The organism is Superficieibacter sp. 1612_C1 (assembly GCF_015234305.1).
Classification (GTDB): domain Bacteria; phylum Pseudomonadota; class Gammaproteobacteria; order Enterobacterales; family Enterobacteriaceae; genus Superficieibacter.
On record NZ_JADGMI010000002.1, the window covers coordinates 961,427 to 985,416 of the forward strand.

The 23,990-nt window shown below is 51.8% G+C and carries 31 protein-coding genes and 1 pseudogene; 29 read left to right on the forward strand and 3 right to left on the reverse strand.

The window, feature by feature from the left end:
• Positions 1 to 95: 95 nt before the first annotated feature.
• Positions 96 to 308 carry a cold shock-like protein CspF gene (gene cspF / locus INT84_RS10890; RefSeq protein WP_194206787.1) on the reverse strand — a complete coding sequence of 71 codons (213 nt, stop codon included), beginning with the start codon at positions 306 to 308 and terminating at the stop codon, positions 96 to 98.
• 301 nt (positions 309 to 609) lie between these two features.
• Here cspF and INT84_RS10895 point away from each other — a divergent pair, with 301 nt between their 5' ends.
• Positions 610 to 825 carry a cold shock domain-containing protein gene (locus INT84_RS10895; RefSeq protein ID WP_176917946.1) on the forward strand — a complete coding sequence of 72 codons (216 nt, stop codon included), beginning with the start codon at positions 610 to 612 and terminating at the stop codon, positions 823 to 825.
• 393 nt (positions 826 to 1,218) lie between these two features.
• On the opposite strand, the gene INT84_RS24185 is transcribed toward INT84_RS10895, so the two are convergent.
• Positions 1,219 to 1,383, reverse strand: coding sequence for a YnfU family zinc-binding protein (locus tag INT84_RS24185; protein ID WP_228066058.1), 165 nt, complete (start codon positions 1,381 to 1,383; stop codon positions 1,219 to 1,221).
• 683 nt (positions 1,384 to 2,066) lie between these two features.
• On the opposite strand from INT84_RS24185, the gene INT84_RS10900 reads away from it, so the two are divergent.
• The 4 genes from INT84_RS10900 (at position 2,067) to INT84_RS10915 (ending at position 3,843) form a co-directional block, all read left to right on the forward strand.
• Complete coding sequence (locus INT84_RS10900) at positions 2,067 to 2,297, forward strand: class II holin family protein (RefSeq protein ID WP_194206788.1); 231 nt, start codon at positions 2,067 to 2,069, stop codon at positions 2,295 to 2,297.
• Between the two features lie 7 nt (positions 2,298 to 2,304).
• The gene (locus tag INT84_RS10905) at positions 2,305 to 2,802 is read left to right on the forward strand and encodes a lysozyme (RefSeq protein ID WP_194206789.1); all 498 of its coding nucleotides are present in this window, start codon (positions 2,305 to 2,307) and stop codon (positions 2,800 to 2,802) included.
• A complete protein-coding gene (locus INT84_RS24345; RefSeq protein ID WP_194206790.1) occupies positions 2,792 to 3,256 on the forward strand; it encodes a lysis protein in 465 nt (154 codons plus the stop codon). The genes INT84_RS10905 and INT84_RS24345 overlap by 11 nt, the downstream gene beginning before the upstream one ends.
• A 341-nt stretch (positions 3,257 to 3,597) precedes the next feature.
• Positions 3,598 to 3,843 (forward strand): hypothetical protein, encoded by a 246-nt coding sequence (locus INT84_RS10915; protein ID WP_194206791.1) that lies wholly within the window; start codon positions 3,598 to 3,600, stop codon positions 3,841 to 3,843.
• A 70-nt stretch (positions 3,844 to 3,913) separates the two neighbouring features.
• Here INT84_RS10915 and INT84_RS10920 read toward each other — a convergent pair whose 3' ends face one another.
• Positions 3,914 to 4,105, reverse strand: a complete 192-nt coding sequence (locus INT84_RS10920) for a hypothetical protein (RefSeq protein ID WP_194206792.1) — start codon at positions 4,103 to 4,105, stop codon at positions 3,914 to 3,916.
• A gap of 135 nt (positions 4,106 to 4,240) precedes the next feature.
• On the opposite strand from INT84_RS10920, the gene INT84_RS10925 reads away from it, so the two are divergent.
• The 24 genes and pseudogenes from INT84_RS10925 to INT84_RS11040 all read left to right on the forward strand — a co-directional run bounded on the left by INT84_RS10925 (position 4,241) and on the right by INT84_RS11040 (position 23,983).
• Positions 4,241 to 4,453 carry a hypothetical protein gene (locus tag INT84_RS10925; RefSeq protein ID WP_194206793.1) on the forward strand — a complete coding sequence of 71 codons (213 nt, stop codon included), beginning with the start codon at positions 4,241 to 4,243 and terminating at the stop codon, positions 4,451 to 4,453.
• Between the two features lie 164 nt (positions 4,454 to 4,617).
• The gene (locus INT84_RS10930; protein ID WP_194206794.1) at positions 4,618 to 5,526 is read left to right on the forward strand and encodes a hypothetical protein; all 909 of its coding nucleotides are present in this window, start codon (positions 4,618 to 4,620) and stop codon (positions 5,524 to 5,526) included.
• Between the two features lie 14 nt (positions 5,527 to 5,540).
• On the forward strand, positions 5,541 to 5,771 hold the full coding sequence (locus tag INT84_RS10935) for a hypothetical protein (protein WP_194206795.1): 231 nt from the start codon (positions 5,541 to 5,543) through the stop codon (positions 5,769 to 5,771).
• 61 nt (positions 5,772 to 5,832) lie between these two features.
• The gene (locus tag INT84_RS10940; RefSeq protein ID WP_194206796.1) at positions 5,833 to 6,054 is read left to right on the forward strand and encodes a hypothetical protein; all 222 of its coding nucleotides are present in this window, start codon (positions 5,833 to 5,835) and stop codon (positions 6,052 to 6,054) included.
• Positions 6,055 to 6,157: 103 nt separating this feature from the next.
• On the forward strand, positions 6,158 to 7,153 hold the full coding sequence (locus INT84_RS10945) for a terminase small subunit (protein ID WP_194206797.1): 996 nt from the start codon (positions 6,158 to 6,160) through the stop codon (positions 7,151 to 7,153).
• The gene (locus INT84_RS10950; protein WP_228066059.1) at positions 7,128 to 8,438 is read left to right on the forward strand and encodes a terminase large subunit domain-containing protein; all 1,311 of its coding nucleotides are present in this window, start codon (positions 7,128 to 7,130) and stop codon (positions 8,436 to 8,438) included. The genes INT84_RS10945 and INT84_RS10950 overlap by 26 nt, the downstream gene beginning before the upstream one ends.
• 4 nt (positions 8,439 to 8,442) lie before the next feature.
• Entirely contained in the window at positions 8,443 to 9,834 is a 1,392-nt protein-coding gene (locus INT84_RS10955; RefSeq protein ID WP_194206798.1) for a DUF4055 domain-containing protein, read from the forward strand.
• A 1-nt stretch (position 9,835) separates the two neighbouring features.
• A pseudogene (locus tag INT84_RS10960) lies at positions 9,836 to 10,918 on the forward strand (hypothetical protein); the annotation flags it as partial.
• Between the two features lie 647 nt (positions 10,919 to 11,565).
• A complete protein-coding gene (locus INT84_RS10965; RefSeq protein WP_194206799.1) occupies positions 11,566 to 11,754 on the forward strand; it encodes a hypothetical protein in 189 nt (62 codons plus the stop codon).
• Positions 11,755 to 11,843: 89 nt separating this feature from the next.
• A complete protein-coding gene (locus INT84_RS10970) occupies positions 11,844 to 12,545 on the forward strand; it encodes a hypothetical protein (RefSeq protein ID WP_228066060.1) in 702 nt (233 codons plus the stop codon).
• A 13-nt stretch (positions 12,546 to 12,558) separates the two neighbouring features.
• On the forward strand, positions 12,559 to 13,539 hold the full coding sequence (locus INT84_RS10975; RefSeq protein ID WP_194206800.1) for a phage coat protein: 981 nt from the start codon (positions 12,559 to 12,561) through the stop codon (positions 13,537 to 13,539).
• Positions 13,540 to 13,578: 39 nt separating this feature from the next.
• A complete protein-coding gene (locus tag INT84_RS10980; protein ID WP_194206801.1) occupies positions 13,579 to 15,036 on the forward strand; it encodes a glycosyltransferase family 2 protein in 1,458 nt (485 codons plus the stop codon).
• Positions 15,018 to 15,608 (forward strand): hypothetical protein, encoded by a 591-nt coding sequence (locus INT84_RS10985; RefSeq protein WP_194206863.1) that lies wholly within the window; start codon positions 15,018 to 15,020, stop codon positions 15,606 to 15,608. Before INT84_RS10980 ends, INT84_RS10985 begins: the two co-directional genes overlap by 19 nt.
• Positions 15,609 to 15,618: 10 nt before the next feature.
• A complete protein-coding gene (locus tag INT84_RS10990; RefSeq protein ID WP_194206802.1) occupies positions 15,619 to 16,104 on the forward strand; it encodes a DnaT-like ssDNA-binding protein in 486 nt (161 codons plus the stop codon).
• Positions 16,104 to 16,358, forward strand: a complete 255-nt coding sequence (locus INT84_RS10995) for a hypothetical protein (protein ID WP_194206864.1) — start codon at positions 16,104 to 16,106, stop codon at positions 16,356 to 16,358. The genes INT84_RS10990 and INT84_RS10995 overlap by 1 nt, the downstream gene beginning before the upstream one ends.
• A 1-nt stretch (position 16,359) precedes the next feature.
• Complete coding sequence (locus INT84_RS11000) at positions 16,360 to 16,710, forward strand: hypothetical protein (protein WP_194206803.1); 351 nt, start codon at positions 16,360 to 16,362, stop codon at positions 16,708 to 16,710.
• Position 16,711: 1 nt separating this feature from the next.
• Positions 16,712 to 17,320, forward strand: a complete 609-nt coding sequence (locus INT84_RS11005) for a hypothetical protein (protein WP_194206804.1) — start codon at positions 16,712 to 16,714, stop codon at positions 17,318 to 17,320.
• Complete coding sequence (locus tag INT84_RS11010; RefSeq protein WP_194206805.1) at positions 17,292 to 17,702, forward strand: DUF4128 domain-containing protein; 411 nt, start codon at positions 17,292 to 17,294, stop codon at positions 17,700 to 17,702. The genes INT84_RS11005 and INT84_RS11010 overlap by 29 nt, the downstream gene beginning before the upstream one ends.
• Positions 17,703 to 17,758: 56 nt before the next feature.
• A complete protein-coding gene (locus INT84_RS11015) occupies positions 17,759 to 18,442 on the forward strand; it encodes a phage tail protein (RefSeq protein WP_194206806.1) in 684 nt (227 codons plus the stop codon).
• A 54-nt stretch (positions 18,443 to 18,496) separates the two neighbouring features.
• Positions 18,497 to 18,808, forward strand: a complete 312-nt coding sequence (locus INT84_RS11020) for a phage tail assembly chaperone (protein ID WP_176917278.1) — start codon at positions 18,497 to 18,499, stop codon at positions 18,806 to 18,808.
• 47 nt (positions 18,809 to 18,855) lie between these two features.
• Positions 18,856 to 19,113, forward strand: a complete 258-nt coding sequence (locus tag INT84_RS11025) for a DUF1799 domain-containing protein (protein ID WP_194206807.1) — start codon at positions 18,856 to 18,858, stop codon at positions 19,111 to 19,113.
• Positions 19,113 to 22,814, forward strand: coding sequence for a phage tail tape measure protein (locus INT84_RS11030; protein WP_194206808.1), 3,702 nt, complete (start codon positions 19,113 to 19,115; stop codon positions 22,812 to 22,814). Before INT84_RS11025 ends, INT84_RS11030 begins: the two co-directional genes overlap by 1 nt.
• A 33-nt stretch (positions 22,815 to 22,847) precedes the next feature.
• On the forward strand, positions 22,848 to 23,195 hold the full coding sequence (locus INT84_RS11035) for a phage tail protein (RefSeq protein WP_194206809.1): 348 nt from the start codon (positions 22,848 to 22,850) through the stop codon (positions 23,193 to 23,195).
• A complete protein-coding gene (locus tag INT84_RS11040) occupies positions 23,195 to 23,983 on the forward strand; it encodes a phage minor tail protein L (protein WP_194206810.1) in 789 nt (262 codons plus the stop codon). Before INT84_RS11035 ends, INT84_RS11040 begins: the two co-directional genes overlap by 1 nt.
• The last annotated feature ends 7 nt before the right edge of the window (positions 23,984 to 23,990 follow it).

Genomic DNA, 23,990 nt, shown 5'->3' on the forward strand with positions numbered 1-23,990 from the left:
ACTGAGCAATGCAAAATTGTTGAAGCCCGCTATTATGCGGGTTTTTTCTTGGGTATTAAAAAATGCTCTTGAGAGAAACATCTGTAGTGTTTTTTTTATGAAATGTAGACGTTAGCAGCGTTGGGACCACGAAGGCCGTTGATTCTACAGAATTCAACTCTTAAGCCAGGGATAAAAACTTCTGACTCGCGGAGTGTCAGAGCAGAGATATGAACCTGAACATCTTTACGACCATCAGAAGGAGTAATGAGGCCTTTCCCATTTTTATGGTCAAAATATTTGACAATGCCTGTCATTTTTAAAGACAAATAATAACCTTATTATTGTGAAAACAGCATCATCATACGCAGTAATTATTAGATAGCCAGTTTATTTTTGTATAGTTTAACTTTATACAATTAAAAAAATGAAAGTTTGCTTAATTCGGGTATGTATGCATTAATGATGTTGTCGGTTTGAAATACAGACCGCTTGCAAAACATTTTACTAAAGCAATCCTCATCACCAGGCGCTATCGCTGATACCCTTTTTTTGAGTGTAATCGTTCAATGCCAAGCGTTTTCTGTAAAAAAGACCATATTGCCGAGAGGCTTAAAAAAGGTAAGCAAAATGTCTGCAAAAATGATTGGGTTAGTTAAATGGTTTAACGGTGATAAAGGCTTTGGTTTTATCTCGCCAATCGATGGCAGTAAAGATGTTTTCGTACATTTTTCTGCGCTCAGCGGAGATAATTTTAAAACATTATTTGAAGGCCAAAAGGTTGAGTTCTCGATTGAAAGTGGAGCTAAAGGCCCGGCAGCTGCTAATGTTGTTCTGCGTGACTAAGTAACTTTTTATGCCCTTTGGCTATACAGTTACGAAGCTTGTACATGCTGAGAAGTTAGCCATACAGAGTACGCTAAAACATAAGCGGATAGTGAATCTCAGCTGTACGATCTTCACAACAGGCCAGCATAGCTTTAGCTAAATTTTAAGTTGAGGGTGCTGTCCGTTGTGGTGAAGTGCGGGACTGCTGCACAAACGGTCTGTAGAGCAGAAGCTAACTGCTCGTAAAAAAACAAAGTGCGTAAGGGGTTCGGCCGCCTCCAGAAGCACCACATTTTTTATTAATAAATAACCCGCCAAAGTGCGGGTTTTTCTTTATTTCTTATGTGATTGTCAAAAAATTTCTATGGCTGATTTATCAAATATTCTTTAACAATGCATTTATTTATCAGGCTATTGTGGCAGGGAGGAAGAAAATAATGTGCTGCAATGCGGACAGATGAGTTTCACCCCTTTTTGGACTCGGGTAAAGCTATGTTCTGACAATTGAGAGCAATTTGGGCAAGGACATTTTACGAGGTAGTTTCGGCGGGTTTTAGAATTTTTGCGTTCAGACATAAATTTTTCCTGTTTCAAAGAATGACAACAATACGCGATCTTGAACAAAATAGCCCTAATTGATTAAATAAATTTCTCGCAAGAGATTTATAAAATTGACTGCATACATATTTACTCCTAAAGTTGTATGCATGGTGAATCCCCCTAAGCGGTGGGGCAAAATGGCATTGAGACTCCCTTATCAACTGGGTGTCGTGATATGTTGAAGCTGCGAGTCAGGGTAAGTCAGCCAAAGGCTCACCGGGAGGCACCCGGCACCATTGCCCGCCCCCTGATTTTCTCAGGGGGCTTTTTACGCCGATATTGACATTATTATATGTTGAGATTTATTCTCACTTATCCACTTATAGTGGATTATATAATAATACCGTTGAGCCTTTGGGCTTGAAATGAGACATTATTTTTAACCTGGACCAGTGGACTTCTGCTGGTCTTTTTTTTCACTATAAGTTTCACGGGAAAGGATATGGTTTTCGTACGAGTCTTGTTCGGATTGCTAATCCAAGATTGCGGATCTTATACTTCTGTGCTTTCGGGTTTGACCCGGTGATGTCCCTTTTCACCGAGGGGCACCTGAACCACAAGCCAAAATGAATCATTCACAAGCCTGCAATGCAGGCTTTTTTTTTATCCATTTTCCCCTGCACCACTTCCCCTAAGCGGAGGTGAGAGACATGTCCCATATGAGCAAACTCGTAACCGGTGTCGCGCTCGGCACTTCCGGCGGCACCATCCTGAACGGTGTTTTGACAAAACTGAGTCCTGATGAATGGAGTGCCGTCGGTGTGCTGGCTGGTATCGCGGGCATTGTCATCACCGGGCTTATTAACTGGTACTTCAAACGAAAGGTCGCCAATGCCCAGGTACGGGCGCTGGAGAAATACGGCCCGACGGTAAAAGTTGGAGATAAATGATATGCCGATGACCAGCAGTCTGCGCAATAAACTCATCGCTGCTGCGGGCGGCGGCGCGATGCTCATAGCCACTATTTTTCTTGGTGGTCATGACGGGGTGGAAGGGCGAAAATATGTACCCTACAAAGATGTGGCGGGTGTCTGGAGTGTGTGTGACGGTCACACCGGGCGCGACATCGTCCGGCACAAAACCTATACCGACCGGGAATGTGATGCCCTGCTGTGGAAAGATCTGCAACCGGCAAAGCGCACCGTTGACCAGTTGGTAAAGGTGCCGGTGGGCGAGTATCAGCGCGCCGCGCTCTACAGCTTCGTTTTTAATGTCGGCTCTGATGCGTTTTCTAAATCCACCCTGCTGCGGAAACTCAATAAAGGCGACCATGCCGGTGCATGCGAAGAGATGCGCCGCTGGGTTTATGCTGGTGGCATGAAATGGAAGGGACTGCAGAACCGGCGCGAGATGGAACGCTCTATGTGCCTGGCGGAAGGTAAAAATGACCTTTAAAGCAAAACTTATCGGTGCGCTGGTTATCACTGGACTGCTGGTGGCGCTCGGCTGGGCGGTCAATCACTACCGTGATAACGCCATCACCTATAAAGAGCAGCGCGATAAAGCAAAAGGCGACCTGCAACTGGCGAACGATACCATCAATGATATGAAGGTGCGCCAGCGAGACGTCGCAGCACTCGATGCGAAATACTACGGAGAACTGGCTGATGCCAAAGCGACTATTGACCAGCTTGAACGTGATGTTGCTGCTGGCCGTAAGCGGCTGCAGCTCAACGCCACCTGCGGAGCGAACGGAGCGCCCGGCACCACCAGCGTGGATGATGGCACCAGCGCCCGACTTACTGACGCCGCTGAACGGGATTATTTCACCCTCAGAGAGCGAATCGAAACCGTGACAAAGCAACTGACCGGGTTGCAGCAGTATGTCCGCCAACAATGTATGAGGTGATGCCATGAAGTACTAAAGCGGTGAGACCGTTCCTGCAAGCTGCAGTAGTAATGCAGCCCCGAGTCCCCATGAGGGAGCCAGAAGCAGGTCCGAACTGCGACATACCGCTGGTCAGGGTTAATCGAAGAAATGGGTCTGCCGGTAAAGCAGCGCGAACGCCAAACGCGTAGCGGTTATTAGCGGCGATTAAGCGACAGCGACTCAAGGCATGGGCGCGGCCACTGCGAGAGTGTGGCCTGTTTAAAAATAAAGAAAGGGCCGTCACATAACCAGCAGATTTTCTCCCCCAGTAACTTAACAATGTGCTGTACTGAACTCTCATATCATTGAGGATAACGTTCATGGGACAGTCAAAACTAGCTAATACTTTAGGTCTTACAGATGAGCAGTTGGAAGAAATGGGCCTTGATGAAGATTCTATACATCCCGATACCGGTTATTCTGGTGAGATGCCTTACTCATATTATTTCAATGTTCCCGAGGATACTCCTAAAGAAATCCTTGAGGAAAAGGGCTGGTCTGTTGGAGAGCGTATCGAAATAGATTTAAACTTTTTTGATGATCCTGAAGAACCTCATGGTGAGTGACTGAATAGCCGCCAGTTCAGGCGGCGCTTTTATAAAAAACCGAAATATCAATTAATTAGTTAGGAAATGATTAGTCCGAAAATTGTTCGGAAAGATATTCTATGATGTCTTCTTTTTTTAAACCGGTGCATTGCGAAAGCCCTTCGGCTAGTTCTTCTAAAGTCCGCCCAAAAGGTGAATCACCAAACGAAGCGCGAGCAAAATACAGTCCATTCCCATAGCCTATGTCATAAATCGTTTGATTTAGCTTAACTCTGATCATATGGGATATCTCCTGCATTAATTAGATAGGTTGTAAGATGTCTATAGTGCTTTAGCCTTCGATTAATCTACGGTAGGCATTCACTGGTTTTCTTTGATAATATTAGACGTCTCAATTTAATCGTTCGAGCTTAAAATGAAAGTCAGTGTTGCAGTGATTTATCCAGACGGTCAGGTTAAGAAAATGACTATTCCAGAGGATACAAGATCCATCTCGGTAGAGTACAACCAGCACAATCTGACGATGTCAATTGAGGCATATGTGTTAGATGGTGTAGAACGCTACTTTGCTCGCACGCAATCTGAGATCTCGGATGCTGAGATAGAAGCCGCCTTAAAAAGTATTTAATCACTACTTCCAGAGCAAAAGTCTGTAGCCACTGGCATCTGCTGGTGGCCTTTTTCTGCGCATCGCACGCGCATCAACGAGACACTTTCAGCAGTGAGCCTGGGATAACGCTTGTCTCGGGCGGCTTTCCCGTGCGACAGGCGCACCTCTAAAAGGAAATAATCATGCACGATTCAAAACTGTCACCGCTTTGCGATGCAGCAACTGACGTCCTTTATGCGCTTTTCTTTCGAGGCGCTTTACTGAGTGGTGATCTGCCATCTAAATTGGGCGCTAACGAGCTGCGGGATGCTGGTCTGGCTTGTGCGAAGCACACTGCTACACCATTCGGCGGTGAGGACTATTTCACTTATCTGACGGCTAAAGGGCAGGAGTTCGCCATCAAATATCTGGCCGAGACACGTTTCGGCGTAGCGCAGAAGAGTGAAAATGAAGCATTCATCAAAAAGGTAAAGATACAGCCAGCTTCAATTGCTGCAAGTGCTATTGAGGGGGAACACGCCCGGCAAGCTGAGGCCATTGCCAGGGAAGCTAAGGAGCGAAGTGAGGCATCAAGTCAGTCTGTTTGGGTGCCATCAAGACCGATTCCCTCAGCGGATGAATCCATTGAGCAGCGTACGCTTTCAGTAGTGCTGTCCAGTGCATTGCATCAGGTCGATGCTGAGCGGGCTGGTGACGTCGCTATTAAACTCGCCCAGGCTGTTAAGTCAGCGTTCCAGACCCTGAATAGCGGCTTTGCTGCTGGAGGCAAGATGAGTCAGCAGTGGGGAGTAAAGATGGATTCAATTGTTAGCCTCGCAAGGGTGGATCAGCCTAAACAGGTGGACCAACAGCCCGATGCTCACGATCCTGTTTCGCTGCAAGACATCAAAGCCAGTCGTGAAGATGACATGCTTACCTTCGGAGACTATCCCGGCGCACAGCTCACGGGCAAGGTAGCTTTCAACGCAGCCTCCTCTGAAACGAGGGTCATCTTTTCCCAGGATATGAAGAAAGCCATTAGCGATGTGGTGCTGAATGTTATCCAAGAACAGAGCAAGCCAGGCGGCCTACTGCATCGCCATTCCCGCTGACCTGTGGAGCACCCATGCGAATAACCGTACTCGACGATGATCCCGGCAAAAAAATTAATCCCGCTGTTGAGCGCTATAAGGTTTTTCTCAATGGTGAAGAGGTCAAACATTGCTTCACTGTAGATGATGAGAAAGGCGAAATAGTAGAGTCTATGACAGACGAAAGCGGCCGGGTGATATCGGAAAACAGTGAGGTTAAACGGCGCACACGATACGGCAAAGTCACCATTGAGAGAATACCCTAATCAGTTTATTTTTAACCTCAGTTTGCTTAGCATGATCCTCGTGAATACAGAGGAGAAAAATATGTTTGTAGCAAAAGGATTAAAAGCAGATCCTGATAATAAAGGATGGGTTTTAGGTTGGGAGGTAGTACGTGGTGCGCCGTGGCATCTGATGGGTGTATATGCCACTAAGGATATGGCGGAAACAAAATGCTCCCAGTTGGATAAGGAGTATCAAGTTCATTATGGATCTCATCGACTAGGCAGTGATGATTTTATCTGGCACCCCTCCTCAGGCAGCTAACGTTTACAAACAATCTTAGCCTCGCACTAGCGGGGCTTTTTATTGTCACTCCAATGCCTTCCGTTGGTGGGCATCGCAATGACTTTAACTCAGGATACGTAACATGGCAAAACCGGACTGGGGCGAGCTTCAGCAGCGGTTCCTGTCCGATCATGCCAGCACCGGCATTTCCCCAAAAGATTGGTGTGAAGCGCAGGGACTGAACTACGCAACTGCCCGTCGCTATATCAAAAAACCAACTGCGCAAAGTGCGCAAAAATCTGCGCAGAAGAAAGTGCGCACTGCGCAAAAGGATAAAAGCGCCGATACGCTGGTGGAAAGCGAACTGACCGCCCAGCAAAAGCGCTTCGTTGCTGAATATCTTATCGACCAGAACGCGACTGCTGCCGCCACGAGAGCAGGTTACAGCGATGCCAGTTATGGTCGCCACCTCCTCACGATTCCTCACGTTGCGCAGGCAATTGCGCAGCAGCAAAAGGCTTCTCTTGTGCGCACGCTTGCCACGGCAGATGAAGTCCTTGAGCAGATGTGGCAACTCGCCACCTTCGACGCGAATGAGCTTTCACAGTATCGCCGGGGTTGCTGTCGCTATTGCTGGGGCTTCGGGCATAACTATCAGTGGCGCGACATGGTGGAGTTTGAGGAGCAGCGTTTAAAAGCAGCTGAGAGGAAAGGCCGGGAGCCTGAAGACAATGGTGGTTACGGCTACGATCACAACCGCGAACCAAACTCTGACTGCCCGCGCTGCAACGGTGATGGTATTGGTCAGCCCTACTTCTCTGACACCCGCAAATTGTCACCTGTTTCCAGGCTGGCATACTCCGGAATAAAACTTGGAAAGAATGGCGTGGAGATCACTTCCATCAGCCGCGAGCGCATGTATGAAGCTGTGATGAAGCGGCTTGGTCTCGCTGACAGTGAATTCGCACAGCGGTTACAGCAAATCGAGATTGAGCGCCGCCAGCTTGAAGTGGACAAACTGCGCAAAGAGCTGGCCGCCGATCCGGAAGATGACGTTCCGTTGCCCGTGGCAATCAATATCAATGTCGCGGATGCACGCGTAAGGAAAGACGATGACGGGGATATCGCCGACCCTTAACGTACCGCAGGCGCAGTTCCTGGCGATGCCGCACAAGTTTAAAGCTTATGTGGCTGGTTTTGGCTCCGGCAAGACGTGGGTGGGATGCGGTGGCATCTGCAAAGGGATGTGGGAGCATCCCAAAATCAACCAGGGCTATTTCGCGCCAACCTATCCGCAGATACGCGACATTTTCTATCCGACAGTGGAAGAGGTGGCGTTTGACTGGGGCCTGAAGGTCCGGATCAACGAGAGCAATAAAGAGGTCCATTTCTACGCCGGGCGGCAGTACCGGGGAACCACTATCTGCCGCTCGATGGAGAAGCCGGCCACTATCGTCGGCTTTAAGATTGGTAATGCGCTGGTAGATGAGCTGGACGTGATGGCCGCTGCCAAAGCGCAGCAGGCATGGCGAAAGATCATCGCCCGTATGCGCTATAAGGTCGATGGCCTGCGTAACGGGATTGACGTCACCACCACGCCGGAAGGTTTTAAGTTCGTTTACCAGCAGTTCGTAAAAGCAGTGCGTGATAAGCCGGAACTGGCAACCCTGTACGGTCTGGTACAGGCTTCCACGTTTGATAATGAGGCGAACCTGCCGGAGGATTATATTCCCTCGCTGCTGGCGAGTTATCCGCCGGAGCTGATTAAAGCTTACCTGCGGGGGCAATTCACCAACCTTAAAAGCGGCACCATTTACCACCAGTTCGATCGCAGGCTGAATAACTGTGATGAGGTGGAGGAGCCGGGCGAGACGCTTTATATCGGCATGGACTTCAACGTCGGGAAGATGGCAGGCATTGTTCACGTTCTTCGCCTGGGACTGCCGTGCGCGGTAACGGAAATCATCAATGCGTACGATACGCCCGACATGATACGCATCATTAAAGAGCGTTTCTGGCTGTACGACGGCAGCGATTACCGCAAGGTTCGTGAAATATACATCTACCCGGATGCCTCCGGCGACTCACGAAAATCGGCTCACGCCAGCACTACTGATATTGCCCAGCTCAAACAGGCTGGCTTTCACGTTGTGGTCAATGCCAGCAATCCTCCGGTTAAAGACCGCATCAACGCCATGAACGCCATGTTCTGTAACGGCAACGGTGAGCGCCGATACCGGGTGAACGTCAAGCGCTGCCCGGTGTATACGGAGTCGCTTGAGCAACAGATATGGGACGAGAAGACGGGCGAGCCGGACAAAAAATCTGATAACGACCATCCCAACGATGCGGGGGGTTATTACATCGTGAAGCAGTTCCCCATTATCAAACCGGTGCCAAAACCTATTCCTTTCAAATGGTAGAACCATGGCTCAACTAAATATCGATTATCGCCATCCTGCATATACCGAGTTTTTACCCGAGTGGGAAATGATCGGCGACTGCGTGGATGGTGAACGAAAAATAAAAAAGCGCGGCAAAGATTATCTTCCTCATCCCAGTAACGACAGCACGAATGATGATCCCCGCGGTGAACGTTATGATGCTTATAAAAAACGCGCCGCCTTCGTCAATGCCACAGGCCGTACTTTATCGGGCCTGATTGGGATTGCTTTTAACAAGCCGCCTAAAATTGAAATCAGCGGCGGGATAGCGGATATCGCCACCGATGCTGATGGAGAAGGTCAGCCTCTCGAACAGATGATCCGTGATTGCCTGGGACAAAATCTGCAACGTGGCCGCGCGGGAATTCTGACTGATTACACAGGTTCGGGTATTCAGACGCAGGCGACGAAAGGTCGCCCGGTTCTGCGGCTCTTTACGGCTAAAGAAGTGATCAACTGGCGCGTGACTAAAGGCAGAACCTCGCTGGTGGTAATTCATTACCTCGAGCCGGCAGACGATCCCGACGCATTTGAGCTGACGTTAAAGCGTCACTGGATTGAACTGCGTCTGATAAACGGCGTAGCCCATGCGCGTAAATGGGAAGAAGGTTCTGAACGGATTGAAGGGGGAGAGCTTACCCCATTGAAAGATGCCAGCGGCATCGCACTGGATGAGTTGCCATGGTCATGGTTAGGCGCAAGTAACAACGATCACACCCCGGATTCTCCGCCCCTGGCAGACATCGCCTATATCAACATCAAACATTATCAGGCCGAGGCCGATATCGCCGAAGCTGCTCATACGGTTGGTCAACCAATGGTCGCTCTGGCAGGGCTGACAGAAGAGTGGGCTGATAAATACCTTGCCGATGGATTTACCGTCGGTTCGCGCAAAGGCGTTTTACTGCCTGTCGGCGGCGATCTGAAGTTTGCACAACCTGATGAGCGAAACATTCTCGTTACCCTGGCTGAGCGCCGGGAAAAGCAAATGGCGATGCTCGGGGCAAAGCTGGTCGAACGAAACACTGCGGCCAGAACGGCAACCCAGGCAGGTGATGAAGCCCAGACTGATAATTCTATTTTGTCGCTGTGTGCCGGGAACGTTGAACAGGCGATTAACCGGGCGCTCGCTTTTGCCGTTCAGTTTGCAGGCAGCGGCGAGGGCACTGTCGAGCTCAATAAGAAGTATGAAATCGCCAGCCTTGACTATCAGGCGATCGCTGCGCTTCTCGGGGCGGTTCAGTCGGGCAAGATGCGTCTTGTGGACTTTGTCCGTTACCAGCAGCGCATCGGGCTGATTGGCCAGGATGAGAAACCCGATGATATCGTCGATGAGCTTCTGAATCAGGAGCCTTCATTACTGACCGGAGAGTGAAATGGCAGTCAATGACAGGTTACGTGACGAAGCGATAGCGCATGGGCTGTTCGTCAGCCGTTATTCTACTGGCGTTGCAAAGCGCATGGTTAAAGTGCTCAATCAGAGCGATGCCGAACTCACGGCACGTTTGCTGGTGGCAATGGACAGCCTGCCGCATGAAAGCTTTACGGTTCGCCGCCTGGAAAGCCTGCTCGGGAGCGTCAGGCAAATAAACGAGCAGGCTATAGCCTCGATGCATACCACTCTGGCGGATGAGCTGATGCAGTTTGCCCGGCATGAAGCGGGTTATCAGTTAAGCCTTTTCGATTCACTTTTACCCTCAGAAATAAAGCGTCATTACCCGTTACAGGGCATCACCCCTGAGATGGTCTATGCCGCTGCAATGGCTCAGCCCTTTCAGGGACGTCTACTTAACGAATGGGCAGACAATCTTCGGGAAGACCGTCTCGCGCGCATTACAAATACCGTGCGGCGCGGCTATTTGCTGGGAGACACGACCGAAGCGATCGCCAGACAGGTCAGGGGTCAGGCGAATAATGGCTTTCAGGATGGCGCATTGCAGATGAGCCGGGCGAATGCCGCAAGTATCAGTAAAACAGCGGTGAATCATCTCGCGGCAACAGCGCGTACCAGTTTCGCTGAAGCCAATGGCGATATCGTGAAAGGCAAGCAGTGGCTCTCTACCCTCGATAATCGCACCACGCATCTGTGTATCGTGCGCGATCGGCTGCGTTACACCCTGGACAACAAACCTGTAGGCCATAAGGTGCCTTATCTTCAGGGGCCGGGAAAAATACATTTCTGCTGCCGCTCGACTGAAACCCTGATCACAAAATCATGGCGCGAGCTTGGTATCGACGCAGACGAAATGGATGAAGGTACCCGCGCCAGCATGGATGGTCAGGTTCCGGCTGATACCACTTACCTTGAGTGGCTGGCCCGCCAGCCTGAACATCGCCAGGATGAAGTCCTTGGGCCGGAGCGCGCAGGGCTTTACCGCGCTGGCAAGGTACGGCTCAGTGACATGTTTACGGATAAGGGGGAATGGATAAGCCTGGCGCGACTGAAAGCGCTGTCAGCTGCTGATAAAGCCGGGAATTATCCCGGCTTTTCTTTGTCCGCCGCTCAGTCAGTGGCGGAGATCGAGAAGGGAATGCGGGGCATCATTGCCGATGAATTACACTTCCCTGAAGGTACCTCGCTGGAATCAGCCCGGATCGCCGCCAGCGCCATGCTGGACGTGATTACCCGTTTCGGCCTGCCGCCGGTGAGTTCGTTCGGCAAGGTGTCGGGGGCGCGGCAAAGTGCTGCTGGTGCGTATTACGAGGCAAGCGGGGCTGTTCATATCGCCCCATGGGCGTTACAGGCAGATGAATGGGCGGGGATCCGGGACAACGGAGCCAGTTATGATTTCGTGTCATCTCTGTCGCTGGAAAAAATGTTCACTATTTCAGATGCAGCGTCCCTCGCGGCGGAAGGCGTTCCCTTCGATTACACCGTGATACCCAGCGTTGCTGGCACCATTACACATGAAATGGGGCATCATCTCTATTTCCAGCATCTGACCGATGTGGAGAAAATAACCGTAGATGCTTACGAGTCAGGCTGGTGGCGTCCTGTTAGCTATTATGCCTCCGAAAATGAGCGTGAGCTGTTTGCAGAAACCCTTGCGCTCTTCATGCTGGGCAGCGAGGATGACCACAAACGCATTAATCCGGAGCTGCTCGAATGGCTGAAGAAAAATTCCCGTACCTGAAACAGGCGCACGCACTATTCCACACTAAACCCCGGCCCGCCAATCTCGCGGATAAGCTGGAAGAGCTTGCCCAAAAAGCTGGCGGCACAACCGTGGAAGCACGGATGATCGGTTCCCTGGTGAGTGCCGCATGGATGGATGAAATGAACGGCCACGTCTGAAAATTTATCAACTCACTATGAGGCTGCCCACGGGCGGCCTTTTTTTATACCCGCAGTCCGTGACTGCAACATCTGACCCGAGGTTATAGATGCTTAAGTTCAAACTGACCAAAGAAGAATTCGATGCGCTTGATGATGCTCAAAAGGCCATGTATGCCGGGGCCGGAGAAGAGGGCTATCAACTGGCTATTGAAGGCGTGCCGGACGTTTCCGGCCTCGAAAAGAAAGTGAACGAACTGCTTGGGGAGAAAAAAGCCGAGCAGGAAAAGCGCCGCCTGGCCGAGGAAGAAGCCCGCAAAGCAGCCGAAGAACAGGCCCGTAAAAAAGGTGACCTGGAAACTCTCGAAAAAAGCTGGGCGGAGAAAATGAGTTCGCGCGAAAAAGAACTGCTTGCGCAAATCGATGAGCGCGATACGCGCCTGCATACCCTGCTGGTGGATAACGTTGCACAGACACTGGCGACGAAGCTTGCGGGCGACAGCGCCGCAGTTATCACCCCTCACATCAAATCCCGGTTAATTGTCGAAGACGGCAAAACCCGCGTCGTAGACGCAGAAGGGAAGCCATCTGCGGCAACGATCGAGGATTTAGAGAAAGAATTCCGTAACAACAAGCTGTTTGCCCCGGTTGTTATTGGTAGTAAGGCATCCGGTACCGGCGGTACGGGCGGCCAGTCCTTCGTCAGCGGCGACGGCAAAAAATGGAGCGATTACACCGAGGCTGAACGCCTCAAACTTTTCCAGGAGGACCGCGAGACATTCAATCGTCTGGCGGCCACACAGAACCAATAAGAGGTAACGCCGCATGGCAACTGTAGCAACCCGTCTTTCGGACATTTTTGTCAGCGATTACTATCAGACGATCGCGCCGGTTAACAGCCCGGAGAAAACCGCTGTATATAACTCTGGTATTGTTACGCGCCTGCCGGCGCTCGACGCTGTAGCGCAGAACGGTCAGGGCACCGCAACCGTAAGCTACTGGCAGGATCTGGATGCTGATGAAGCCCCGAACGCCTCAACGGATGATCCGGATCAGATTGGTAAGGTCGGTAAAGCCACTCAGGGCAGCATGCGTTCACGTACGCTTTTCCTGAACAAAGGCTATGGCGTCGCTGACCTCGCCTCTGAACTGGCCAACAGCGATCCGATGACACAAATTCGTAACCGCTTCGGTACTTACTGGACTCGCCAGTGGCAGCGTTATTTGATTGGTGAGGCGCGCGGCATCATCGCTTCTAACCTGGCAAATGATGATGGCGATATGGTTATTACCGAGCGGGCTTCCCTGGCAGAATCTTTTCAGGATGCGGCTTTCACCGCAGGTGACGCTGCCGATCAGTTTTCTGCAATTGGCGTCCACTCCACCATCATGAATCGCATGGTGAAGAACGACCTGATCGAATACCTGCGTGACTCAACCGGCAACATCATCCTTGCAACATACCTCGGTAAACCTGTCTTTATGGACGACAGCCTGAAAACTGCTGACGGTGGTTTTATGTCGCTGTTCTTCGGTTCAGGTGCATTTGGTTTTGGTGAGGGTAAACCACATACACCGACCGAGCTTGAACGTAAAGCATCCGGCGGTAATGGCGGCGGTGCCGAAGTTTTGTGGGAGCGTAAAACCTACATTCTCCAGCCAGCAGGCTTTAGCTGGAAGGGGGAGGACGATCCTAACCTGACGCCGTCTTACACCGACATGGCGAAGGCCAGTAACTGGGAGCGTGTCTTTGACCGTAAACAGGTACCGTTTGCTGCTGTGCTGTCAGGCGGTGCAGGTTCGTAATGCTCAGGGGCTTCGGCCCCTATATTTTTGAGAACATTTATGCAGGTTACTATCGATGACGTCCCGTATGTGCCTGTTAGCGCATCCTCTTCTCGTATTGGAATAGCGATCACGACGCACAACCGGGCCGAGGTGTTAATTCGTGCGCTGGACCACCAACTGAAGCATTTGCCCGCCGGTGCGCTGGTGGTGGTGATAGATGATGGTTCAACGGCGGCTGCAACAGTTCCTGACAGCGTACAACTGATAAGGCACGGCGCTTCACTGGGCATCGTCGCATCGAAAAATGCCAGCCTGACCGCGCTGATGGATGCCGGATGTGAGCATCTGTTTCTGTGGGATGATGATGCCTGGCCAATCGCCGATAACTGGCATCTGCCCTATATCGAATCACCTGAGCCGCATCTCTCTTATCAGTTTCTCGATTTGGCCGGGCCGCGGAAGCTGAACGATCTGGCGGTGCTCTACCGTGATGATCAGCATGTGGCTTATACCGGGCAGCGCGGCGTCATGCTGTATTACCACCGCAGCGCCATTGAGACCGTAGGGGGCTTTGATCCGGTGTACGGTCGCGGCATGTACGAGCATTCGGATCTGGCGCTGCGTATCAATAACGCCGGGCTGACAACGTGGGCTTACGCTGATGTTTCTGGCTCGGAAAAGCTGATTCATTCAATGGATGAGTATGAAGAGGTCACGCGCTCTGTTTCCCGACCCGATCGCGAGGCGCTGGTGGCGCGCAACGTGAAAATCCACAACGAGCGCCGGGATGCCTGTTATACCGGTTATATTGAATACCGCCTGCGTCGTAACGTGGTAATCACCACCCTGTTAACCAGCCACCCTGATCCGCAGCGTGGCGTGAAGATGCGGCCTGACCCGGACCTTCTGCGCGCCTGGGCAACGTCAATCAGTGGCGCTGATGCGGTTGTGCTTGCCGACGAACTGACTGAAGCTCCACCCGGTGCAAAGCTGGTGAGTGCTCCTGACGTGGCAATGAATGTTTATTTCCGGCGCTGGCTGCACATCTACCAGTATCTGCGCGATCACCCTGAATACCATTTCGTCTGGTGCACCGATGGTACTGACGTCGAGATGCTGCACGCGCCGTGGGATGAAATGGCGGCCGGTAAGGTCTACGTTGGCTCGGAACCAAAAACGTACGCTGACGCCTGGGCACGGCAGAATCACCCGGAGAAACCCTATCAGGACTTTCTTGATGAGCATCGTCACGACGTGATGCTTAATGCCGGCCTGCTTGGCGGCACGCGTGAAGATGTTATGGCGTTCGCCCATGCGATCGTGCGTCTGTATTACCGCCTTGAGAGTAACCGCTTCTGGCAGACTGAACGCGCTGGTGCTGCGGTGGGAGATATGCTGGCTTTCGGCATTGTGGCGAAGTCTTTCGGTAACCGGATCGGTTCTGGTCCTCAGGTAAACACGGTATTTAAAACTGACGGCGTTGGTAAGGAGTTTGCCTGGTGGAAACACAAATAAAGTTTGTGGTTGTCGGCCATCACTCACGATACATGCAGGCTCGTAGCCTGGCTGAATCTCTCGGTGCCGTCATGCTCATCGATAGTGGGGACCACGGCGCGAACTGGAATCATCGTCGCGCGCTTGAGTGGGCTGCCGGGCAAACCTGCCGGGTAGTGATTCTTGAAGATGATGCTCTGCCAGTTGTCAGTTTCCATCGCGGTATTTATAGCTGGCTTAGAGACTTCCCTGATTCATTAATCAGTTTCTATCTTGGCACAGGCCGCCCCCCGCAGTACCAGATGCAGATCGCTGAGCGATTGATCGTTGCCGACAAGACGCGCGCTGATTACATCACGCTACCGCGCCTGATTCACGGCGTCTGCTACAGCGTACCGCCGCAGCAAATTGAAAGGGTGCTGACTCGCTGGGACAACAGCAAGCCTGCTGATTATGCAGTGGGTGATGCGTATGGTGGCGATGTCATCTATCCCTGCTCATCGCTGGTGGACCATGCCGATGGCGAACCGGTTGAGCATCATCCCGACCAGCAACTTCGAACTGAGCGCCGCCGGGCATGGCGGCTGGCGTAATGAGGGCAATATGATAAATAACGATCCTGATTCACCAGGCTTTAACAGTTACGCCAGCGTTGATGAACTGAAAGCTTTTGCCTCAGCGCGTGGCTATGAACTCCCCCCTGAAAATGCTCTGTGTGAGCAGTTCCTGATTCAGGCTATGGATTACCTTGAGTCCGTCGAATGGCGCGGAAGCCGCAGTTCTTCAGAACAGCCGCTTATGTGGCCTCGTAATGGTGTGGCGGTCGATGGTGTGCCGGTAAACAAATCTGTTATTCCGGCCAGATTAAAATCAGCTCAATGCCGTCTGGCTATCGAGGCTCAGGAGACAGACCTTAATCCGACGAAGAGCGGCGGAGCAGTAACGCTCGAGCGCGTTGAAGGGGCAGTGACCGTACAATATGACGGTTCAGGCAATGACGGCACAGTAACTTTTCCGTGGCTTTCTACTTTATTGCGCGGCCTGACTAAAGGCGCGAGCGTTTTCAACTTTGATGTGAGGCGTGGATGATGTCAGATCTTAAAGTTGTCGATTTCAAACGAAATGATGAGAGCGAACACAACCAGACCGAAGTAATCCGTCTGCTGGAAGAGGCGCTCGAACATGCCAGGAATGGTAATTACCAGGCTATGGCAATAGTGATGTTAAGCCACGAAGGGCATGTACTCGACTGCTGGCATAATGGTGAAAAGCCTTACGTTATGGTTGGAGCTCTCGAATCACTGAAGATGGATTACATTCACGCATGCATTGAGCGACGCTGAGATGGCAATTAACTATCCCCGGATGAGAGCTACCAGCACGCGACTGCTTAAAGAAAATGGCGTGAATTATCTGGTAAAGCGCAAAGGCACAGTAACGGTAATCGGCGGTATCGAGCATCGCGAACCGGATAAAACGTTTTCCGCCGTGGGCGTGCGTACTGATTACAAACCCGGCGAAATCGATGGAACGCTCATCATTAATGGCGATGTGCGCATTGTCTTTACCGCCGACCCTGAGCTGCGCACCGGCGACATGGTGGACCTTGAGGGTAAATGGTACCGGGTTGTTCAGTCTAACCCGGTGAAACCAGCGCATCTTGTGCTTTGCTACCGGGCACAACTGAGGGCATAGCATGTCTGAGAATAACGCTTTTATGGCTTCCATTAATGCATTTGTGGATAAGGCCAAAGCTGACCAGGCGGAAGTTGTGCGCGTGGCCGGAATCAAAATCCTGGCGCGGCTGGTTGATATGTCGCCCGTCGGCAATCCTGAACTATGGGAAGCCAATCAGACTGCAGTCGGCTATAACGCGGCGGTGGATGAGCATAACAGTCTGCTGCGCCAGAACCCGAACAACCTGACGAAAACAGGGCGGCTGCGGGCAGGTCGCAAGGTCAATGACAGCATGGACCTGAAAGCCCCTCCGGGCTATACAGGCGGACGTTTTCGCGGTAACTGGCAGGTTTCATTGGATGCACATACTACTGAAGAAACCGGACGTATCGATAAAACCGGGAATATGACAAAAGCGGCCGGGAACTATGTTTTATCCCGTTTTAAAGTAGGGATGAATGAAATATTTTTCTGCAACAACGTTCCCTATGCCTACCGGCTTGAGATGGGACACTCCAGACAGGCTCCGGGGGGTATGGTACGCATCACCGCCGCTGAGTTTCAGAAGTTCTTCAGCGAGGCTCTAAGCGAGGTTAAAAATGATACCGGATATCACAGCGACGTTTGATGCTATGCTGGGTGCCTGGGCGGATGCTGTGAGTATGCCAGTGGCATGGGATAACGTTCCCTTCGAGCCGCCCTCTGATGCCGCCTACCTTGTTTCGCATGATATGCCCGCATCTCCATACAGTATTGATCTGGCAGGACGCTGCCGTATACATCCTGGCGTGTATCAGGTTAACGTCGTTGTGCCGGCAGGCAGTGGCAGAGTCAGCGCTAAAGAGATCGCTCGCCAGGTTGCCGCACTGTTTCCCTTAAACCAGACACTCAGTGGCGAAGGTTTTACCGCCATAGTTATTTCACCACCTGCCATTTACCCCGGCATTCAGGATGGAGTTTCCTACACCGTCCCCGTCAGCATCAGATACCAGGCTGAAACCGTAGTCTGACCAATCCCCGCCGGCCATTGCCGGTTTTTTTATGCTCATTTATCGGAGACACCATTATGGGCTTTGCTCTGCCTAATGGGGCGCACGTCTACCTTGCGTCCGAGTATGGTAAAAGTATCCCTTTTACCGCTATCACCAATGCAAAAAACGCCATCATCACCGTCGGGGCCAGCAGCAACCTCGCCGTGAATGATGAGGTGCATATCACTTCTGCGTGGAGTGGTATTGATAATGTCGTCGCCCGTGTCATCAACGTGTCGGGCAACTCCGTTACGCTTGGCAACATTGACACCACTAACGTCAATAAATACCCGGGCGGCGGCGGTGCTGGCTCCGTGCGGAAAATTACCACCTGGACTGAACTACCCCAGATCACTGAGGTGGCGAATGCTGGTGGCGATCAAAACACGACCCAGATTCAGTTCCTCGCAGATGATCGCCAGCGAAATCTGAACACTTTCAAGGCTGCCAGTTCCCAGACCTATACCATCGCTCATGACTCTTCCCTGCCGGTGTACGACCTGCTGCGTAAGCTGGATGACAATGGCGATACGGTGGCGGCCTATATGTTCGTGCCGAAAGCCAAAGAAAATCGCTACTGGTCCGCAAGCATCTCGTTCAACGATATCCCAAACACAGCGGTTAACAACGTTGAGACGGTAAGCGTGGTGCTCCAGCTCCAGTCCCGCGCGATGACGTTTTATAAACTGCCTGACACCTCTGCTGTACCGGGTAGTTAATCCTTCATCTAATCCACGAAGCCCCGAATGGGGCTTTTTTTATGAGAGAGATTTATGTCTGCAAAATTTGAGCTACAACCGAAACCGATCTTTAAAGCTGACGTCAGCATACCGCGCGCCGGGGAAGAAGACGGGAAACTGACTTTCACCTTCAGGCATAAGCCGATCAAAGAGCTGGCTGCACTTGAAACGCTGGAAGGTAAAACCGCACTCGATTTTCTTCAGGAGATCACCGAAGCCTGGGCGCTGGCGGATGAATTTAACCGCGATAACCTTGAAACACTCCTCGATAACTATCCCGGTGCGCTGAAAGCCATTGTGGGTACCTATTACAGTGAGTTAACGGGAAACCGTGAAAAAAACTAATAGCGGTTGCCTCGCAACTCTATACGCCTGAACCCTCAGCGGAAGATATGGCGGCCTTTGGGATGACGCCGGATGATTATGACGAGACGGTCATTGAAGTCTGGCCCGATGTCTGGCCGTCATTTCTGGTTTTTCAGTCTGCAGGCACTCAGTGGCGTACAGGCATGGGAGGGGTGACGGGGCTGGATTATAGCGTTCTACCGTGGCTGATGAAGGTTCGTGGGATAGAGAATGAGGCAACCGCGTTAAACGATATTCGAATCATGGAGAGTGCGGCGCTCAGGGTCATTCACAAGGGGGCGTAATGTCCGATATTGCAACGATTGCGCTTCGCGTAAATACCTCCGAACTGGAGCGCGGGAACCAGGCGCTTGATAATTTTCAGCAGACCGCTGCTGGTGCGGCGAATAAAGCAGATGCGCTTAACCGCACCATGCGCACCAGTACGAGTGAGCAGAGGAGAAATAGCGAAAGCCTGAAGGAGCAGCAGCAGGAACTGCAAAACCTCCTGAATAAAATCAGCCCCGTTAACCGGGCCATGAATGAACTGGAGAATTTGCAGGACTCGCTGGCTGGTTTTCGCGGGAAAGGCCTGTTAGGCGATGAGGATTACAGCCGCTTTAATGCCGTGCTGGATTCCACCCGCGACAAGCTGTTTCAGGTTATGGAGGCGGAAACAGTAGAAGGGCAGGAGCGACTGAAGCTGGCGCAGGATACCCAGCGCGCCGCCGCTGCGCAGGACGCGTTTCTGAACTCTCTGGCTGAGCAGGCGGCCACTTTCCGCGCCTCGAAGTCAGACGTTCTTGAATATAAAGCTTCACTGCTGGGTTTAACCCAGGATGCTGCCCCGCTGATTCAGCAAATCAGGGAGAGAGAGCTGGCTATTGCCAGTGAAGCTGTTCAAACACGGCTGGCCGCACAGGAACTGCGGGAGAAGCAGGCCGCAGAGCGCCAGGCTGTCGCTGAAGCATCCCGCCTGCAGGCGCAGAACGATAACTTCGTCGAGTCGCTGCGCAATCAGGCGCTGGCCATTGGTAAATCACGCGCTGAGATGCTCGAACTGAAAGCGGCTCAGATGGGGCTGCTGCAGGAGACTGCACCATACATCGCTGCGCTTAAAGCGCAGGAAGCCGCAACGGTACAGGACGCGGAAAATAAAAAAGTGTCTGCCATGCAGGCCCGGATAGTTAAAGATGCGATCGCAGAACTGGAAGCCGCAGAGCGCGCCGAGGCATCCGAAGTTCAGCGTGCGCAGAACATCCGCGACTCGTTTGTTCGGACACTTGAAGAGCAGGCAACATCGATCGGAAAAACTCGGATCGAATTGCTGGAAATGAAAGCCGCCCAGCTCGGTGTTTCCCAGCAGGCAGCTCCTTTCATCGCAAAGCTGCGTGAGCAGGATGAAGCGTGGAAGAAAGGCGGGATCAGCGCCGGGCAGTACCGGCAGGCATTAAGAATGTTGCCAGCGCAGTTTACGGATATTGCCACGTCCATCGCTGGTGGAATGCCGCTGTGGATGGTGTTTATGCAGCAGGGCGGGCAAATTGCTGACTCTTTTGGTGGTATTGGCGGGCTGTTTGAAGCGATCAAAGAGGCACTATTCGGTGTAAAAGATGCTGCTCACGATTCTGGTTCTTCACTTTCTGAGAATGCAAATGCTCTGGCTGAGAACGCTGAAAATGCGAATAAGTTCAGCGCATTTATCAACCCTACACGCATCGGCATTGCTGGCTTAGTTGTTGCCCTCGGCACCCTGGCTTATGCCTGGTTCAAGGGGAGCAAAGAGCAGGATCGTTTTAATGAGTCACTGATACTTAGCGGTAACATTATCGGTAAAACATCAGGCCAGCTGGCCGATATAGCAGCCAGAGCTGCGCAGGCCTCAGATAATACAACGGGTGCTGCTGCCGATGTTCTCAGCCAGCTTGTGTCATCGGGGCGGGTGGCGGGTGGCTCGCTGGAAAAAGTCACCACTGCGATCGTGTCTATGAACGATGCGGCGGGTATTGCAACTGAGGAACTGGTTAGTGACTTTAACTCCATCGCTCAAAGCCCGGTAGAAGCTCTCACTAAGCTCAATGACAAATACCATTTCTTAACCTTATCTACCTACAACCAGGTTAAGGCATTACAGGATCAGGGAAACCAGCAGGAAGCAGTTCGTATAGCGACAGAGAATTTTTCGTCTGTTGTTCAGACAAGGGCCAATGACATCCAGGAAAATCTGGGTTCTCTGGAAAAAGCATGGAGATCTGTGGGTGACACCGCCAAAAAAGCGTGGGATTCCATGCTTGATATCGGCCGGGAAACATCCATTGATACCAAAATTGAAAATATGAGCGCCGATCTGGACAGGGCTGAAAAAGCGCTATCAGATCTTGAATCCGGTGCTGCAAAAAACGCTGGGCCTTACGGTGCATGGAAATCCGATGATATTGACCGGGCGAGACGTACACGCGATACGCTGAAAAATAATCTCAGTATCCTTCAGAGTCAGAAAACGACTGAAGGCGTGATCAACGGCATCATTGATGAAAGGAATCAGAAGGAGCAAAAGGCAGTTACCGCTCAGCAGTACGTCAATAAACTGACTGAGCAGACTCTCAACAATGAGCAAAAGCGTGCCAAGGAGCATATGCTCCTGACGAAAGCCATCAGGGATGGCGCGCAAATAAGCAAAGAGGAAGAGGCAAGGCTCAGAAAGAATATTGATGATAAATATAAGGATCCCAAAACTCCAAAGACGAAGTCATACACTGTTCCTGCCGGTGAGCGCATGGAAGATGCCGGGCAGACCGAATTACTGGCCCTCCAGGCACAGCTGAAAACCCTTCAGGATCACCGCTCTGTTAATGACACGATCAGTCAGCAGCGCAAAGATCTGTATACCACTGAATCTAAGTTTGCCGTCCTTGAGGCGGCTGCGCGCACCCGGCAATTATCGAAGCAGGAACAGTCTCTGCTGGCGAGCAAAAACCAGGTGCTGCAACTTGCGCAACAGAAAGCTCTCCTCGGCGATCAGATCACCGCGCAGGAGCAACTGAACAAACGGATGGATACAGCCAGCAAATATGTCACACAGATGGCAGAGAAGCAGGCCGCGCTTGAAACGGGTTCCGTGATGAGTGACCGGCTGGCGAGCCGGGAGACTGCGCTTTCACAGCTGCGCAGTGGCTGGCTGAATGCTGGGGGTAGTCTTGATGATAGAGGTTATAAGCAGGAGCTTAAAGCTGCTAATGATTACTTCACCGCTGAGGATGAGCTTCGTGGTGACTGGCTGAAGGGGGCGAAAAAGGGGTGGGCTGAATACCAGGATTCAGCGACGAATGTTTTCTCTGCCATGCAGAACGTGGCGCAGTCCACGCTCGGCGGCATTTCCGATATGCTCACAAATCTTGTGACGACAGGAACGGCCAGCTTCAGGAGCTTTGCTGCTTCAATGATGAAAATGATCGCAGAGGTCGTCAACCGACTGCTGGTCGCTTATACCGTCCAGGCTGCAATGGGATGGATTGCTGGCGGGACCTCATCTTCAGGAAGTGGCGCAGGGCAGTCTTTCGCTGTTCCGTCTTACCGTCCAGCGTGGAACGGTGGTTATATTCCTGAGTTTGATTCTGGTGGCTACACAGGTGATGGCGGTAAATATCAGCCCAAGGGTGTCGTGCATGGCGGCGAGTTTGTTTTCACGAAAGAAGCAACAAGCGCGCTGGGAGTGGATAACCTTTACGCAATCATGCGCAATGCGCAGGGTTATGCAGATGGTGGCGTTGTCGGCCGCGCGTCGCGGTATGGTCTGTCGGGAGGCGCAGGCGCAGCGAGTACTGCACCCGTGATTAAAACAACCGTAAATGTTGATGTAAATGGCAATGCTTCTGCGCAAACCAGCGGCACGGGCGATGCCCTGGGCCGTGCTCTGGCTGAAGAGGTGCGGAACGCGGCCACTTCGGTTGTGCAGAAACACCTGAAGCCCGGAGGGCTAATCTATAACTTCAGCAAAGGCAGATAGCCCACTCCGGTGGGCTTTTTTTATGGAGTAAATATGGTTGAAACCTATAAGTGGCCCGCGCAGCTGGGTGCCGGCGCGATTGAATACAGTCAGACGATCCGCGCTGCCCAGTTCGGTGACGGGTACGAACAAATTGCTGAGAACGGCATTAACTCCACTGCGGTTCAGGTTCCGATGAAATACATAGGCAAAGACGGCGAGGTTAATGAAATCCGTACTTTCCTGCTGGCCCATACGGTTAAAGCATTCATCATTACGCCGCCGGGTGAAGATAAGGGGCTTTATCGTGTCGTAGCTGATTCGGTTAGGAAGAATCAGCTGAGCAGTAATGTTGCTGAGCTGACCTTTACCATCAAACGCGCCTATGGAGTCTATGCATAATGGCACTTGTCGATCAGGCGGCAATGCTGGCACCGGGCGGCAGGGTCCGCCTGGTTGAAGTAGATGCCTCAGAATTCAGCGGTGGGATCCACCGTTTTCACTACTCACCCTTTCCTCATACACCTGCCGAAATCAATGCGGCAAACGGTGATGAAAATAAGCTGGGTCCGAAGCCCATAACTTTTGGCGTTGACGAGAAAAATTACCCCAGGCTATTTGATTTCTGGCCGTTCCAGATAACCGATCTTGAGTTATCAACTGAGCAGGCGGCAGAGCCTAAGCTGAGTGTGTCGAATCTTGACGGACATATCACTGCGCTTTGCCTTCAGTTTAAAGACATGGTCAATGCCAGGGTGAGCATCATCGATACTTATGCCGTTTATCTCGATGCGGTTAACTTTCCCGGCGGCGTTAACCCGACAGCCGATCCAACGATGTTCTCTCTCCAGACTTTCTGGCTTGATACCAAAACATCAGAAGACGATGAAACGGTATCCTGGTCCCTCAGCAGCCCGGCGGATCTTCAGGGGCTGGTTATTCCCACCCGTCAGATAACGTCACTGTGTGAGTGGGCCTTGCGCGGTCAGTACCGCAGCGGCGACGGCTGTACCTATAACGGCACCGCTTACTTCGATGCCAAAGGCAATCCGGTAATCGACCCGGCGCTGGATATGTGCGGGGGGTGCCTGAGCGACTGCCGAAAACGCTTCGGTGATGGCCTGGCGGAACCAAACACTGCCGTACTCGATTTTGGTGGCTATCCCAGCACCGTTCTCATTTCTCGCTAAGGTTCCC